This is a genomic window from Streptomyces sp. NPDC057474 (assembly GCF_042802555.1).
Taxonomy (GTDB): domain Bacteria; phylum Actinomycetota; class Actinomycetes; order Streptomycetales; family Streptomycetaceae; genus Streptomyces.
The window spans coordinates 25,589-41,132 of record NZ_JBHVDX010000005.1 but is presented as its reverse complement, the minus strand read 5'-3'; the positions used below and the strand labels follow the sequence as shown (position 1 = coordinate 41,132).

The following is a 15,544-nucleotide window of genomic DNA, read 5'->3' as shown; positions in this document are numbered from 1 at the left end:
GAGAAAGCGCCGGAGTTGCTGCCAGAGCCGTCTCCGGCGCGCCCGAGCGGGAGGGAGGCGGTGCTGTATACGGACACCGAGACCTTGCCCGAGGCGCTGCCTGCGGAGGGCCACAAGGCGCTCGCCCGCGGAATCTGGAGGTACACCACCGTGCCGGGACTTCCGGAGCTGGCCCTGTTCGACCGGTTGAAGGAGCGCGGGCTGAAGGTGGACCTGTGGCCGGGGCTGGACGCCTACGACCTCCTGGTGGAGGTCGCGCTGAAGCGACGCAAAAAGGTGTCGTTCAAGGTCGACGTCAAGGACTACACGTCGGTGACGACGCTCGCGAAGCTCATCCACGCGCAGGAGGGCGACAAGGGCGGAGCCGAGTGGCTGGTCGTGCCGGACTACCGGGCCCGCCAGGTCCCGCTGCTCTCTGGGGTGTGCGAGAGATACGGGATGAGGGCGGTCACCGCCTCCGAGTTCGGTGAACTGGTGTGCAAGGAGGCAGGGGTGAGCTGGACATGAGCGAGACGTCTGCCAGGGAGACTGCGGTACTGGCGGCACTGGCACTGGCCGCCCACTACTTTCCCGAAGCGGTGGACGGGGACGAACGCGGCGCTGCCCCCTTCGAGCAGGCGGCGTTCCTGGTCTCCGGCAAGTACCAGGCGTGGGAACGTTGGGACAGCCTCACCCATGAGGAGAAGCAGCGGATCACGGCGGTGTACGCCATCGCCCCCGCCGAGATCTCGGGTCTCCGGGCCTTCTCGACCACGGCCCGGTCCATGCTCGCGCCCCTACACGGAGACGACCCCGACGGCCCGGGGACGATGCTTCCCTTTGAGCTCGTCGGTGACAATCCGTTTACGGCCAGCGCCGCCTTCCCACGGGTAGGCGGCGACCTGCCGGGATACGTCGACCGTCTCACGGCCCGCTTCCGCCGGCCCAGCAGCCGTCCCAAGCCTCCGGACTTCGCAGGGCCGGGGACATGGGCCACGCAGGAGATGTTCGTGAACGGGGAGGGACAGATCCAGGGACGGCTCACCATCCCCACCTACCCCCAGTTCACCGCCCCGCTCGGCCACGATCGGCTCCCGCACATCTCCTCTGTGCCCTACCTGCCCGACGTTCGGATCCCCACGCCCGAACTCCTTGACCTGGCCCGGCATATCGACCTGCGCTACACGCCGGAGAAGCGCTACCTGCACCAGGTCCTGCAGCAGCTCTTCGAGGTGCTGCAGACCACCGACAGCCTGTCCCCCCGCGAGGCGCTGACGCTGACCGCTGGCCGGACAGAGATCTTCAACGCCCCGACAGGCACCGGCAAGAGCGTCCTGGTCCGGGTCATGGCCGCATGGTTCGCAGCAAACCAGCGACGCGTCGCCATCGTGCTACCCGACATCAAGGCGTGCCTGGCAGCGACCTGGAATGTGCGCGGAGACCTCGACCACCTGCAAAAAACTGGGGTCATCGAACACGCGGCAGGCTGCGCCCACCTGATGTCCTCGTCTGGGATGCACGATCGCGCCCTCAAGCACGCCTCCCTCATCAACGAAGACCCCAATCTACCCGGCGAGTGGGGTGAGCGAGGCGAGCGTGATCTTGACCAATTGGCCTACGGGTGCGCACAGAAGACCTTCCTGGAGGCCACCGGCGACTACCCGCCCGGGCGCGAACCGTGCCTGAACCTGCGCCGTCAGGGGGTGGGCTCCGCAGCCTGCCCCTGGATCCCGACGTGCGGGAAGTTCGCCCCCGTCTACGACGCCTGCGCCGCGAACGTCGTCATCATGAACCACTACGCGTTCATGCAGGGAAACCTGCGCATCGGCGTGAACCTGGACGGCCGGGCAGTCCGAAGCATGACGGCGGCCGAGTTCGCGCTGCGGACCTGCCACGCCGTGCTCGTCGACGAAGTGGACCAGTTCCAGTCCCGGGCCATCGACAACTGCGCCGGCGAGGTGGTCCTGCACTCTCGGCGGCACTGGTCCGCAGCGCCGCAGGAGATGGACACCGACGCGAAGCGGCTGCACATCGACGACGAGCACAACCTGCTCCCCGCAGTCAGCCACGTGCGGCTGATGGCGGAGTTCCTCCTCCTGAGCATCTGCAAGAACGCCCTCAGCCTGCACGCCACGGAGGACGAGCGAGCCCAGGCCCGCATTCCGGACCAGACCAGCACCCGCTGGCACCTGGCCCGTGGGCGAGACCGCGCACTCATCCGCCTGCTCTGGCCCGAGACGGAGATTGCGGAAGAGGCGGACATTCCGCCGGACTTCTTCCAGCGGCTCAACGCCCTCATGCCGGCCCGATATCGGGGCCTCGATCCGCTCACCTCCCAACCGAGTCTGCTCGAACCCGACTGGGACGACGTGCGGCGTTCCCTCGGTGCCCTCGTGGCGCCACGCGGCGAGCACCTGCTCGACATGGTGAAGCTGGAGCTGCACACGCTTCTCGAGGATTCCATCAAGGACGTTCAACGGCGCGCCAAGGCCATCAACCTCCTGGTGACACGGACCGCCATGACCGAGCTGGACGAAGCTCTGTCCGAACTGCAGGACAAGGCCCAGGATTACCGCTCCTCCGGCCTGCGGTCGGCGCAGAAGATCGTGGAACTCCTGCGGGCCACGGCAGTCTCCTCGGTGATTCCGCTGGGCATGCTCGGCCGTTCCATTACCGGCTACCGCATCACTGGGCTCGACGACAAGGAGAAGAACGCCAGCCTTGTCGCCCAGACCATCACCGGTGACCCGCACACGTACACCGCCGAGCTCGGCGGTGTCGTCTCGCTCCTCCTGGCCGCTGTGGAGCGGCCGGTGATGGGCTTCTCGGCCACCGCATACTTCCCCCAAGCCGTGCGCGAACACGTCCACGCCCCCGTCCGATGGTGGATGACCGACGCGCAGGCCAAGTCCATCCGGGCCAGGAAGCACCGTATCGAGTACGGAGAGGGCCACCCCCTGTTCGGGGAGCCCATCAAGGTGTCAGGCACCCACCCCAGCCGAAAAAAGGACGCCCTGATCGAACTGGGCAGCAACCTTTACGACCAGAAGATCCACCGCGAACTCGAACGAACAGCGTCCCAGGACCCCGACCGCGCCCACGTGCTCGTGGTGGCTAACTCTTACCAGCAGTGCGCCTGGCTCGCGCGTGGCATCGCGCAAGCCGGTCACTACGGCGGCGGATTGTGCGTCGCGGTGCGGGCGGAGGACCGCCACCGTGCCGACCCCGACCTGCCCAAGGAGAACGTCGCTGTACGCCTCACTGCCGAGGAGTTCGAGGACTTCCCCAAGCACGGCAAGATCCTGGTCGTGCCCCTGTCGCTGATTGCCAGGGGGCTCAACATCGTCGTCGGCATCCGCTCCGCCGTCCGCTCCGTCTACCTCTGTGTACGTCCCCTGGCGCTCCTCAGCGAGCCTGCCGAGATGTACGCCAGCATCAACGCCGCCGGTCTGCGGGCCCTGCTGGCCGGCGGTAGCTCGAACCCGTCAAAGGCACTTGCCGTCGGTCGTGACGCTGCCTGGGAACGCCTGTCCCTTCTCCTGCGGACGGCCCCGCAGTTCACGACCATGCACAAGTCCCTCCAGGAGGAGGTCGTTGCGGGCATGATCGTCGATCTCATCCAGCTGGCCGGCCGGGCTCGCCGTGGAGGCACCGAAGCGGTCCTTCACATGGTCGACTACGCCTTCCACGAGGACACCTGGAACGCCGACCTGGAAACAGTCCTGCACCGCATCTACCGCCAGTGGAGGCCCGAGGTGCGCCAACGGATGAACGAGTTGTACGGAGAGGCGCTCAACGCGTTCCTCTCCTACGCCGGCATCGAACCCCACGAGTCCGGCTTCCCGGGCGCCTGAAAAGAACGAAGAGAAGAGGACGCGTGACCCAGCAGGACCGCGAGCCCGGGATGTACCTGAACACCCTCGCCTACCGCTGCACACCCAAGCTCGTCGGCGACGCCGCGGTGTACGTTCGGCACTTCGACAGCGAGACCGAGAAGCTGTGGAGCGACTTCAGCAGGCAATGCGCCCGTCGCTACGGCGATGACGCGGCGCAGGCCCCGTACTCCATCGCTACCACCGTGCTCAGCACCCTGAGCGGCGGCTACGTCTACTTCGACCCCGATTTCCGTGGCCCGTTCCTCGCCTCGCGCGAACCGCTCGACAGCGATCTGCTCTGTCAGGTGTTCACCCTCACCCATGCGCTGGCGCTCGGCGAGAAGATCGACACCATCGATCTCACCATGGCTCCTGAGCTCGCCAAACGAATCGCCGCATCAACAGAACATCAATACGCGCTCGCCGACCACCTCAAGCCGGTCGACGGCACGCAGCCCAATGCCCCCGGATGGGTCTACCGGACCGTTGCCTGGGACCTCTCCCGCCGCATGGCCGCCAAGCTCTGGGCGATCTCCGACAGCAGGAAGATCGCACTGCGCCCCGACACCACCGGCGGTCTGGTCGCCCTGGAAGAGCCCTGGCAGAACGAGCAGGGCGGCCGGTACGCCCTCTCCCGCACCGCGCTGCGGCTCAAGACCCTTCCGAACATCGCCAGTCCCGTGCTCCTGGTGTCGTCGAGGGTGACCCGCATCTCCTCCTCGCTGATCTTCTCGAAAACGGCCCTGGCTGTGCAGCCCGGCTCTGGGCACCCGCTCCTTGAAGTGTCGCTCAACGGCCGCGGCGCCGCCCGAACCGTGAACCGGCTCGCGCTGGAGGCGCTAGGGCGTCTGGAGATGGACTACTCGATCCTGAGGACGATCGACCAGAGATCCCGCAGAGAACAGGAGCTCCTCAAGACGGCCCGCGAGGAGAAGAAGCCAGCGGCCTTCCCCCGCGAACACCCCGGCCAGGTGTGGCCGGTCCTCCCCAAGAGCTATTCCTTCCCCATCGGCACCGGCACCGGGATGCAGCACCTACGCCTTCTCTACGGCCACGTCGCCGAGGCGTTCGGCGACGTGGCCGTACCTCTGACGATGCGGGAGGCGCCCATGACGCTTCCCCACCGGCCGACCGACCCCGAGCGCGTCACCAAGAAGGAGCTCGAACGCCGCAAGGAGGAGCGAGAGAAGAGCGAGAGCAAGGAGCCGCTCCGGGCGCGAGGCAGCGCCGTGCCCACGCCGGAGTCCGTTTTCTCCGCAGTCGAGGCCGCCGGCTTCAAGAAGCTGCGCATCGCTTGCCTTTGGTACCGCGACGAGACCCGGCTACGGATGCTCGACACCCTCTGCAAGACCTACGGCATCGACCCCACGGGGCTCGACCCGCACGACGGCCAGGAGTTCAGCCTTCACGGCGACCAGATCACCGCGGTGCTCCACCTGGCCACCGACTTCCTCAAGCCCGGTGGACCGGACGGCAGGCGAGAAGCCCTGGCACAGACCGGCGCTTCGCTGGTCTCCCGAGACGGAATCCTCGTCGGCGCCTGGTGCGAGACGGAGAAGCCCGAGTCCGTTGACGAGCAGAACGGCACGGACGCCGACAGCCGCGACGGCAAGCTCCTGACACGATCGCTCCTTGCCAGTCTCGGCGTTCCCACCCAGTACATCCTGGGCAAGAACGACAAGGGCATCGTCATGCCGAAAGCGAAGGACCACCCGGCCGAAATGGCCCTCCTCGACCTTTACCGCTCGCTCGGAATCATCGACGACCGCATCGCCAACGCGCTGGAACCCGGAACCTCCGACTACCCCGTTCACCGAGTCGCCCAAGTCGGTGTCCATGTACGGCAGCAGAACCGGCGAAAGGGGGAGAACGGGCCCCCCAAGGTCGTGATCACCGCATCAGCACTCATCCCGCCAGCCCATGTCGGCGGAGCATGGAGCATGCTCGGTTGGAGCTCCACCCGACCCCAGTGGCAGCCCTACCGCAGCGCCCAGCCTGCCTTCCACGCCACGGCCTACCCCCAGGAGAACGGGGACAAGAAGACTCACCGGCAGCGCTGGGACGACGCAGCCGAGGCGGTCGAATTGGCCCTCGGAGACCTCGCCGAGGAGCTGGACGGTGTCCCCTACACCGTCACCGTGGACGGGCTGGCCTGCCGCCGCATGTGGGAGGGGCTGCAGAACATGAATCAGGGAGCCTCCCGGACTCCGCGCTTCAGCCGCTACTGGCTCCCAGGCAGCTCCCTGAGTAGCGACGAGAGGCCGCGTGCCGTGATCCGCATCAACATCGCGGACGAGGAGGTCCCGCCGCCTGTCAGCACCACGCGTGTGCTGAAGGGAAAGGCTGGCACCACGACAGACGGCGAAACAACCCGGATGCTGTACCAAGTCGAGGTGGACTTCGGCGCACCCGTCTGGATCCTGTGCAACGTGCCGCGCGCGTACGACGGCGACGGCGCTGGCCGACTGGGCTCGAAGTACACCCGATGGGACGCCAAGAGGTCCGTCCACTCGGAGAAGAAGGAGGAACGCCGCAAGGGCGAGATGCCCCAGAACTGGTACTCCATGACCGCGACTGAGATCTACCCGCTGGCCTGCGCCGAAGGTGTCTCGGCGGAAGCCCTTGCCGTGGCCACCGCAAAACTCTGCCACCAGACCCTCTTCTGGTCAGACCGGGCCCGCTTCCCCGTGCCCTTGCACGCCGCCAGGCAGATGGACCTCGACCACCCGCAATACCGGCGCACCGCTCCTCCTGAGGAGAAGCCCGCCGCCGAGCCAGGTTCTGACGGCGAGGCCCCCGAGCTGTAGTGGCCGGGGAACAGCGGACCGTAGAGGCGCCGCTCCTTGCAAGAGCGGGGCCTCTGACCCACTTGCGGCACGACCTGGCCGCCCGGTCGTGATCGGACTCATTCGATGTACGGGTACTTCCGTTGAGGAAGTGGCCGATCTACTGGCGCATGGAGATGCGGATGTCGAGGCCTTCGAGGTTTCCGCCAGGCCATAACACACCCTGATAGCTTCGTCGTTGATTTCGGCTTCCCCCCGACCGGCTTACCGATGTAGGTATCCTCGAAGTCGATCACCTCGCTTCCCGACTCGGTGGGCCGAGCTTGACCGCCGAGCGGACATTGAGTGGGTGATCCCGAGCACTGCTGGCTGGCCTCTGGGAGGAACAAAGCGGCTGCCTACCGACGTGCTGTCTGGCGTTCGGTACCCTGGTGACCGCGAAGATGATGGCAACACGCTGGACGGTTGAGCGGATGTGGAGGGCTTCGTGAGCCAGGGGCGTGGCCCGATCGACACGCGGGTCCGGGAGCTGGCAGCTCGATCCGCAAACTTCGGCTTCTTGCTGCCTCACGAGCCCCTCTTGGTGCTGTACGGAGCGAGCGCGGAGGTGAATCTCTTCACCGACCCGAGTGTCACGCTGCTCAAGGGCCGTCAGTTCGGGGACACACTCGCGACTGCTCTGACGCGACGCTCTGGCATTACTGTTGTTAAGGACGATCAGGCAAGCAGGGTGCACGCCCTGGCTCGGGCCGGCTTTCTGGACGAGCCGGTACGGCAGACGTTCGATGCCCTTCGGCGTCCTGTGCCCGAAGCCGTTGACACGGACTTCGCACTAGAACGAGAAGCGCTGCGCGCAGTCAGGCAGTGCTTCCAGCTTGGAGTCTGGTTCCACCGTCTCCTGACCGGGGACCGGGAGCAGATCCCCTTCCTCCCGCCAGAGGCACCCGACTGGGTCCGAAGCGCGGACCCGGTAGACCCCGCCGCCCGTGCCGAGGTGGAGGCGCTCCGGAGCGAACTGGAGGCTGCCCGAGTCCGCCTGGAGCTTTCCCGGGTGAGCTATTCGGACCGGGATCGCAGCCATGAGGAGGCCCTGGAGAAGGCTCGTGAGAGCGCTTCTGTCGAGTTGGCGCGCGCCAGGACCGCCCTTCCTGAGGTGTCGACGCTAATTACCTCGCTGGCTACGGAGGTATCGCACCTTCAGCGTGGATTCGACGAAGCTCTGCCACCGCGAAAACCGACTGCCAGGCAGAGGGACCTACTGGTCTCCAACGCTCGCCGCGCAGCCCAGGAGCCGCTGAGCGAAGCGCGAATTCGCGATCGAATCGACGAGATGCTGCGCGAAGCAGGTTGGTCCGTTCAGGACGGGAAGGGGAGCCAAGACCTCTACTTGGAACGAGGCGTTGCCGTCCGTGAGGTGACCACGGCGGCTGGTCGTGCAGACTACTTGCTCTATGTCGACACCAAACTTGTCGGTGTGATTGAGGCCAAGCACGAGGGCGCTGATCTCACGACCGCCGAGAGGCAAGCTGACCGCTATGCGGAGGGGCTGACAGCCCGACAAGATTTGCAGGCTTGGCGGACGCCACTCCCCTATCGCTATGTGAGTGATGGTGGTCTGGTTAGGTTCCGCAACGACCTGGACCCAGATTCACGTACCCGGGACGTCTACTCTTTCCACCAGCCCGAAACCATCGCTCGGTGGATTCGTGAGGCTGAAGCCGATGCGGCAGCGCCCACCTATCGAGCCCGCATCAGGGAACGCCTCCCGAAGCTCGACCCTTCTGAAGTGGATGCTGGGCGTCTCAGGCCAGCACAATTTGAAGCTGTCCAGGGGCTGGAGGAGTCGCTGCGTCGCGGAGACCAGCGATCCCTAATCCAGATGGCAACAGGAGCTGGCAAGACTTTTGCGGCGGTCACTGCTACCTACCGTCTTTTGAAGTACGCCAAAGCGCAACGGATTCTCTTCCTCGTCGATCGCAACAACCTTGGGACTCAGGCCCTCGCGGAGTTCACCAATTACACAACTCCGGACGATGGACGGAAGTTTACTGAGCTTTACAACGTAGACCAGCTCACTGGCTCGACGGTTCTGGACTCGTCCAAAGTCGTGATCTCCACTATTCAGCGACTCTCCAGGCTCGTCGCTGGACAAGAGCCCGGCGATCCCGACGACTACAGTGAACCCTCGGCATTTGAGGAAGAAGAACGAGGTGCAACGGCGCCTGCCGCTGATGTCACCTACAATGGCAAGCTCTCGCCGGAGTCATTTGACCTAGTGGTCATCGATGAGTGCCATAGGTCCATTTATGGCCGATGGCGGTCGGTCCTCGAATATTTCGATGCACATCTTGTCGGACTCACCGCGACGCCTGTTGCCCAAACATTTGGCTTCTTTCATCAGAACTTGATCAGTGAGTACACCTACGAACAAGCGGTGGCAGATGGGGTGGCGGTCGACTACACGACCTACCGCATCAGGACAGCAATTACCGAGCAGGGATCTGTAATCCCCGTCGAAACCCATGTCCCGATCAAGAACCGGCGGACCCGACGACGTCAGTATGAAGAGCTGGATGACGACTTCTCGTACGGCGCGAACCAGGTTGGCGGCAAGGTCATCAGCAAAGGCCAACTACGGACGGTTCTTGCGGCATTTCGTGACAATCTGACCATGTTCTTCCCTGAGCGCGCCAACGTGCCCGACGACATGCGTATGGTGCCGAAAACGCTTATATTCGCCCGTGATGATAACCATGCCGACGAAATCGTCGAAATGGTGCGTGATATATTCGGCCGGGGCAACAGTTTTTGCAAAAAGATTACGGGAAAGGCGTCCCAGCCGGATCAGCTGCTCTCTGAGTTCCGCAACGCCCCCGAGCTGCGCATTGCCGTCACCGTGGACATGATTGCCACCGGCACCGACGTCCGGGCCATCGAGTGCGTATTCTTCCTGCGAGATGTCAAGAGCTGGGCTTACTTCGAGCAGATGCGCGGTCGTGGGTCGCGAGTGATCGACTCGACCGAATTGCGAGCAGTGACGCCGGACATTCGAGAGAAGACCAGGTTCGTCGTCATTGATGCCATCGGCGTCACCGAGAGTCACAAGCGCGAAACGCCCGTGGTCGAGAAGGATGACGCCAAGCGCACATCACTTCGCAAGCTACTTGGCAAGACTGCGGGCGGCACGATCGACGAGGACGAAGCGGAAGAGCTAGGGCTGAGATTGTCGCGATTGTCGCGCACACTCACTGCTGACGATCACGAGGAGATCGCACGCCTAGCTGGCGAGTCGCTGGATGCGATCGTCGGCAGAATCGCGAAGGCAGTCGATGTAGATCACGTAGACCAGGTCCGGCAGGCAGACGGCGCCAAGGGCGTGCATTGGATGGTCCAGAAGGCTGTGCGGCCTTTGGCGTCTAACAAGGACCTGCGTGATCTGCTGATCTACATCCGCACCGACCAGCGAATCGTCTACGACGAGGTGAACCCGGATGCCCTCTTGTCCGTCGGGCCGGTGGAGATGGCGCGCCGAACAGTGACGAGTTGGCGTGAGTACCTTGCCGAGCACCACGACGAGATCACTTCCCTCCAGATCGCGCTGACTGGCCGCGGAGGGCGTGAAGTTCGCCCCCGGGAGGCTTACCAGCGGCTCAAGGACTTGGCCTCGCGTATTGCACGGCCGCCTCACCAGTGGACCGTGGCACGCCTGTGGCAGGCGTACGAACAGCTAGGGGCAGCGTCAAGTGAGCCAGGCGTCAAGCATGGGCCACCGGACCTTGTTTCTCTGATCCGCTATGAACTTGGGCTCGATTCCGAGGTTCGGCCCTACCGATCAACAGTGGAGAGTCGGTTCGCCAACTGGGTGGCTCGCCAGAAGCAGGCGGGGGTGGTCTTCAGTCAGGACGAACTGTGGTGGCTGGAGCGGATCGTCGACACGATGGCCACTAGCGTCAGGTTCGATGTGGCCGACCTGGACCACGTACCCTTCACGGAGCGTGGTGGAACCGATGGTTTCCTCCGCGTCTTCGGCGACGACCGTGCCGAGGCTGTCCTCGACGAACTAGATCAGGAACTCACCGCATGAGCGAACTGCCGTCCGGATGGGCGCGGTGCACGCTGCAGGACTTCTCGGAAGTGCGGCTTGGCCGCCAGCGCTCGCCCAAGAACCACAATGGCAGCAATATGCGACCCTACCTGCGCGCGGCCAATGTGGGATGGCAAGGGCTGCTTCTCAACGATGTGAAGTTCATGCACTTCACTGAGGACGAAGTAGATACCTACAGGCTCGAGCGTGGAGATATCGTCCTGAGCGAAGCATCCGGCAGTGCCGGCGAGGTTGGGAAGCCAGCGCTCTGGAACGATGAGATCGATGACTGCTGTTTCCAGAACACGCTGATTCGAGTCAGAACCCACGCCGCCAATCCGCGCTTCCTTCTGCATTACTTGCGGTATGAGGCGCTCAGGGGAGCCTTCGCGCAAGATTCGCGCGGTGTAGGAATCCACCATATCGGCTCTGCGCGGCTAGCCCAGTGGAACATCGACCTTCCTCCGCTGGCCGAGCAACAGCGCATTGTGGAAGCGCTCGAAGATCACCTCTCGCGCCTGGACTTCGTCGAATCCTCCCTACGGAATGTCACCGCCCGCCTGTCAACGCTGCGGGACAAGATCACTGGCATTGCCACGACTGGAGGAGCGGTCGCGGAGAGCAGGGTCGCGGCCAAGATCCATGAGGTAGGGATCGATGACGGCCCGTTGCCACTGCTTCCGGTTGGCTGGCGTTGGTCGCGGTTGGGGGAAATCGCGCATGTCGTCGGCGGTGTAACCAAGGACAGCAAGAAGCAGAACGACCCTGAGTTCATCAGCGTCCCCTACTTGCGCGTCGCAAACGTGCAGCGCGGTCGCCTCAACTTGGCTGACGTGTCGATGATTCGGGTTGCACCAAAGAAGGCCGAGCAACTCCTTCTCAAGCATGGCGATGTTCTTCTCAACGAGGGTGGAGACCGCGATAAGCTCGGCAGGGGGTGGATCTGGGAAGAGCAGATCCCCGGTTGCATTCACCAGAACCATGTTTTCCGGGCCAGAGTTGTCCAGAGCATTCTTCACCCGAAGCTCTTGGCGTGGCACGCAAATGGGTTTGGGAAGCGGTGGTGTGAACTCAACGGAAAGCAGAGCGTAAACCTGGCATCGATCAGTCTCAGTAAGATTAAGTTGCTTCCGGTCGCGCTTCCACCGCCAGACATTCAGCAGGATCTCGTCAGCCACATTGAGTCACGGCTAAGCGTGGCCGACGCTGCACTTGAGACAGTGGAGGCTGGCCTGCTCCGAGCAGCAGCCCTCCGCAGGGCTGTCTTGCGTAGGGCTTTCTCCGGAAAGCTGGTGGAGCAAGACCCCGCAGACGAGCCCGCGACGGTACTGCTGGACCGTATCCGCTCAACTCGGCCGGCAAGAGCGCCCCGATTGCAGACGCGTAAGCCCAGCACAGCAACTAAGCGTGAGAGCCAGGCAGTACAGGAGACTCTGTTGTGACCCCACAAACCGCCTCGTCTCGCGTCAGTGTCGACGCCCAGGCCCTGGTCAACAAGCTCTGGAGCTACTGCAACGTCCTGAGGGATGACGGTGTTTCTGTGCTCGACTATGTCGAGCAGCTGACCTATCTCCTATTCCTCAAAATGGCTCACGAACAGAAAAATCGCCGCTTCAATCAGGTCGACATCCTTGACGGCCTTGATGCCTGGCAGATCTTGCTTGATGCCGAGGGGCAAGAGCTCGAAGAACAGTACAGCGAGATTCTCGGCACGCTCGGGCGTAGCGGAGGCACACTGGGCCGAATCTTCCAGAAGGCGCAGAATCGAATTCAGGATCCTGCCAAGCTGAAGCGTTTGATCCGAGAGTTGATCGGCAAGGAAAACTGGTCCGGAACGGGCGTCGACATCAAGGGTGATGCGTACGAAGAGCTGCTCGCGAAGAGCTCGGAAGACGTCAAGTCCGGCGCAGGGCAGTACTTCACCCCGCGGGACCTCATCCGCGCCATGGTCGACTGCGTTCAGCCGACCCCAGACGACACGATCATGGATCCAGCTTGCGGCACTGGAGGCTTCCTGCTGAATGCATTTGAGTACATTCAGCATCACCACGAGATGGGCCTCACGCTTGAGCAGCGGGAACGGCTCAGCACGGGTGCATTTCGGGGAAATGAGTTGGTTGATGGTACAGCACGCCTCGCCGCCATGAACCTGCTACTGCACGGCATTGGTCAGCCGAATGGCGAATCGTTGATCGACGTGGGTGACGCTTTGGCAAAGCCGCCCACCCGTCACGCATCACTCGTCCTCGCTAATCCTCCATTTGGCAAGAAGTCATCGATCACGATTATCGGCGAGGACGACGAGTTTGAGCGTAAGGATCTCGCGTACCATCGTCGGGACTTCTGGGTAACCACGACCAATAAGCAGCTCAACTTCATGCAGCACATTTACACCTTGCTGCAGACTGGTGGCCGAGCGGCCGTGGTAGTCCCGGACAACGTGCTGTTTGAGGGCGGCGTCGGGGAGACCATTCGCAGACGCCTGCTGCAGCAGTGTGACGTGCACACCCTGCTGAGGCTTCCTGCGGGAATTTTCTACGCTGGCGGGGTGAAGGCGAATGTTCTGTTCTTTGAAAAGCTTCCGCCTCGTGCCGATGGAAAGCCGCACACACAGAAACTCTGGGTGTATGACTTCCGGACCAATCAGCACTTCACGCTCAAACAGAATCGGCTGTCCAGGGAGCACCTAGACGACTTTGTTGCTTGCTACGCTCCCGGCAAGGATCGCAGCGAGCGGACTGAAACGGATGCTTTCAAGGCATACGACGTTGATTACCTCCTGAACCGTGAGAGGGTCAACCTCCTTCTCCTTGCGGATCTCAAGGACAAGTCAATTGACGACGCCGATGATCTGATCGAACCTCATGTCTTGGCCGAGGAGATTGCAGGAGAGCTGGAAGCGGCATTGTCCGAACTAATTAACCTCACCGAAGCATTGCGGCCTATGGGGATTTCGCAGGATGGGCTGTAGTCACAGCCTTGTGACTCGTTAATTGTGTAAGAGACCGGGATCCACGGGGGAGGGGATGTGCAGCTGCTAGAAATCTACTTGCCTAGTTACCGAGGCCTGCAAGACTTCACGCTTGACCTGTCCGAAGGTCACGACACGTACGTCCTGGTTGGGCGCAACGGTCGTGGGAAGTCGCGAGTACTTCAGGCTCTTGCTGAGGTGTTCGGAAGCCTCTGGCGTGGTCAGCGCGCACCATTTGGGTATCGGGTCAAGTACAGGCGAGGCGGACGGCTCGTGGAAGTGGACCAACGAGCAGTCAGATCCCTGCCCAAGATGACGGTAACCAATGGAGATTCAACCAGTTCAGTTGTTCATAAAGCGGACTGGGGAATCCATCTCCCAGACCACCTCTTTGGCTATCAAGCCGCCAGAGAATCTGGATGGCGTGAGGAATTTGATAGACATAGAGATGCGGACATGGCGTCTGCGCGAGGTGACAGTGCTGCCAGTTTGGGTGAATCTCTTGGCCGCGGCATAAGACCGCTCTTCCTCTGCGATGTCACCCATCTTCCGTTGATCCTGTTGTCGCTCCTCTCGAACTGGTCGGAGAAATTCGCGCAGCATGCAGAGAGAGATGTGCGAATCTCCGGATTTACTTCCGCCGATATCACTATTCGGAGGCCGTCCTGGTACAAGCGTGCTCGGGATATTGATCGCCCTTACTGGGGTCTGGAAGGTGACGCCCCAGATCTTTTCGACGCGATTGCCACGCAGGGGAGATTCGGGGCCATCCCCGATGCGACTGCCCGCAGCACATACACGGATTTCCGAATCACTATAGCCACGCCAGACGATCTCAAGAGCTTTCGGCGGCTGTTTGCTTCAGATGTTGCGATGTTCGCAATGTTCGAAAGACTCCAGGCTGCGGAATTGCTGACAGCCAGTGTGCGTTTGACTATGGTTGAGGGACATCAGATCGCATCAGAGGAACTGAGCGCAGGCGAGCAGCAGATTCTCACGATCATGGGAATGCTAAGGCTGCAGCGCGGCGAAGAGTCCCTCTTCCTTCTCGATGAGCCAGCTTCGCACTTTCACCCAGGCTGGAGCCAGCGCTGGTACTCGACCGTCCAGGCGATGCTGGAGGACGGACAGAATTCACAGTTCGTAGCGGCTACCCATGATCCGGCACTAGTTTCAAACATTCCTCGTGAACAGATCCGCATGCTCCGCGGGTCCGTAGCCGGTGTCATTCGGGCCGAGATGCCAACCGTCGACCCTCGGGGACGTGGCATCGGAGGCTTGCTGACCACAGAACTGTACGGCCTGGATACCCAATTGGACGACCACACCCAACGACTCATTGACGAACAATATGAGCTCGCGCGAACTCCGGTGTTGAACGAAGAGGACAACCGTCGGCTACGGGGCATCAACAATGAGCTTGAGTCCCTCGGGTTCGATACGATTCGCCGCGACTCCGTAGTGTCTCTGTTCCTGGCCGAACTCGATCTACGACGCAAAGAGCTTCTGAATAGGGCTGGGAGCGCAGATCCTCCTTCGGAAGAGGAGTTTACTCTTTTGGTGAGAAGGCTCTTTGATGAGAAGTTCAGCCGAGGTCTGTGACGACGTGCGCTATGTAGACATGAGCCGTTTGATAGTACCCGCTGCCTGGTCTCGCCACGCATCCACCCTCAAACAACGGGTTGCGGATTGCGGAACGGACAAGGTCGAGCTCACGAAACTGTTCAAGAAGTCCCCATATTGGACAAAGCTACGCCCAAAGCTCATCGACTTGGCTGGCCGCAAATGCTGGTATTGCGAAGGTGAAGTCTCTAATAGTCGACTCGCGGTTGATCATTTCAGGCCGAAG

Annotated in this window: 7 protein-coding genes; all 7 read left to right on the top strand. The window is 62.5% G+C overall.

Annotation, left to right across the window (positions count from 1 at the left end; all coding sequences use genetic code 11):
* Positions 1-60: 60 nt before the first annotated feature.
* Positions 61-507 (top strand): hypothetical protein, encoded by a 447-nt coding sequence (locus tag ACFU53_RS02260; protein WP_383985121.1) that lies wholly within the window; start codon positions 61-63, stop codon positions 505-507.
* Positions 504-3,833 (top strand): hypothetical protein, encoded by a 3,330-nt coding sequence (locus ACFU53_RS02255; protein WP_383985118.1) that lies wholly within the window; start codon positions 504-506, stop codon positions 3,831-3,833. The genes ACFU53_RS02260 and ACFU53_RS02255 overlap by 4 nt, the downstream gene beginning before the upstream one ends.
* 23 nt (positions 3,834-3,856) lie before the next feature.
* Complete coding sequence (locus ACFU53_RS02250) at positions 3,857-6,661, top strand: RNaseH domain-containing protein (protein ID WP_383985115.1); 2,805 nt, start codon at positions 3,857-3,859, stop codon at positions 6,659-6,661.
* Between the two features lie 466 nt (positions 6,662-7,127).
* The gene (locus ACFU53_RS02245; RefSeq protein ID WP_383985112.1) at positions 7,128-10,724 is read left to right on the top strand and encodes a DEAD/DEAH box helicase family protein; all 3,597 of its coding nucleotides are present in this window, start codon (positions 7,128-7,130) and stop codon (positions 10,722-10,724) included.
* The gene (locus tag ACFU53_RS02240) at positions 10,721-12,166 is read left to right on the top strand and encodes a restriction endonuclease subunit S (protein ID WP_383985109.1); all 1,446 of its coding nucleotides are present in this window, start codon (positions 10,721-10,723) and stop codon (positions 12,164-12,166) included. The genes ACFU53_RS02245 and ACFU53_RS02240 overlap by 4 nt, the downstream gene beginning before the upstream one ends.
* Complete coding sequence (locus ACFU53_RS02235) at positions 12,163-13,695, top strand: N-6 DNA methylase (RefSeq protein ID WP_383985106.1); 1,533 nt, start codon at positions 12,163-12,165, stop codon at positions 13,693-13,695. The genes ACFU53_RS02240 and ACFU53_RS02235 overlap by 4 nt, the downstream gene beginning before the upstream one ends.
* A 312-nt stretch (positions 13,696-14,007) precedes the next feature.
* Positions 14,008-15,297 (top strand): AAA family ATPase, encoded by a 1,290-nt coding sequence (locus ACFU53_RS02230; RefSeq protein WP_383985103.1) that lies wholly within the window; start codon positions 14,008-14,010, stop codon positions 15,295-15,297.
* The last annotated feature ends 247 nt before the right edge of the window (positions 15,298-15,544 follow it).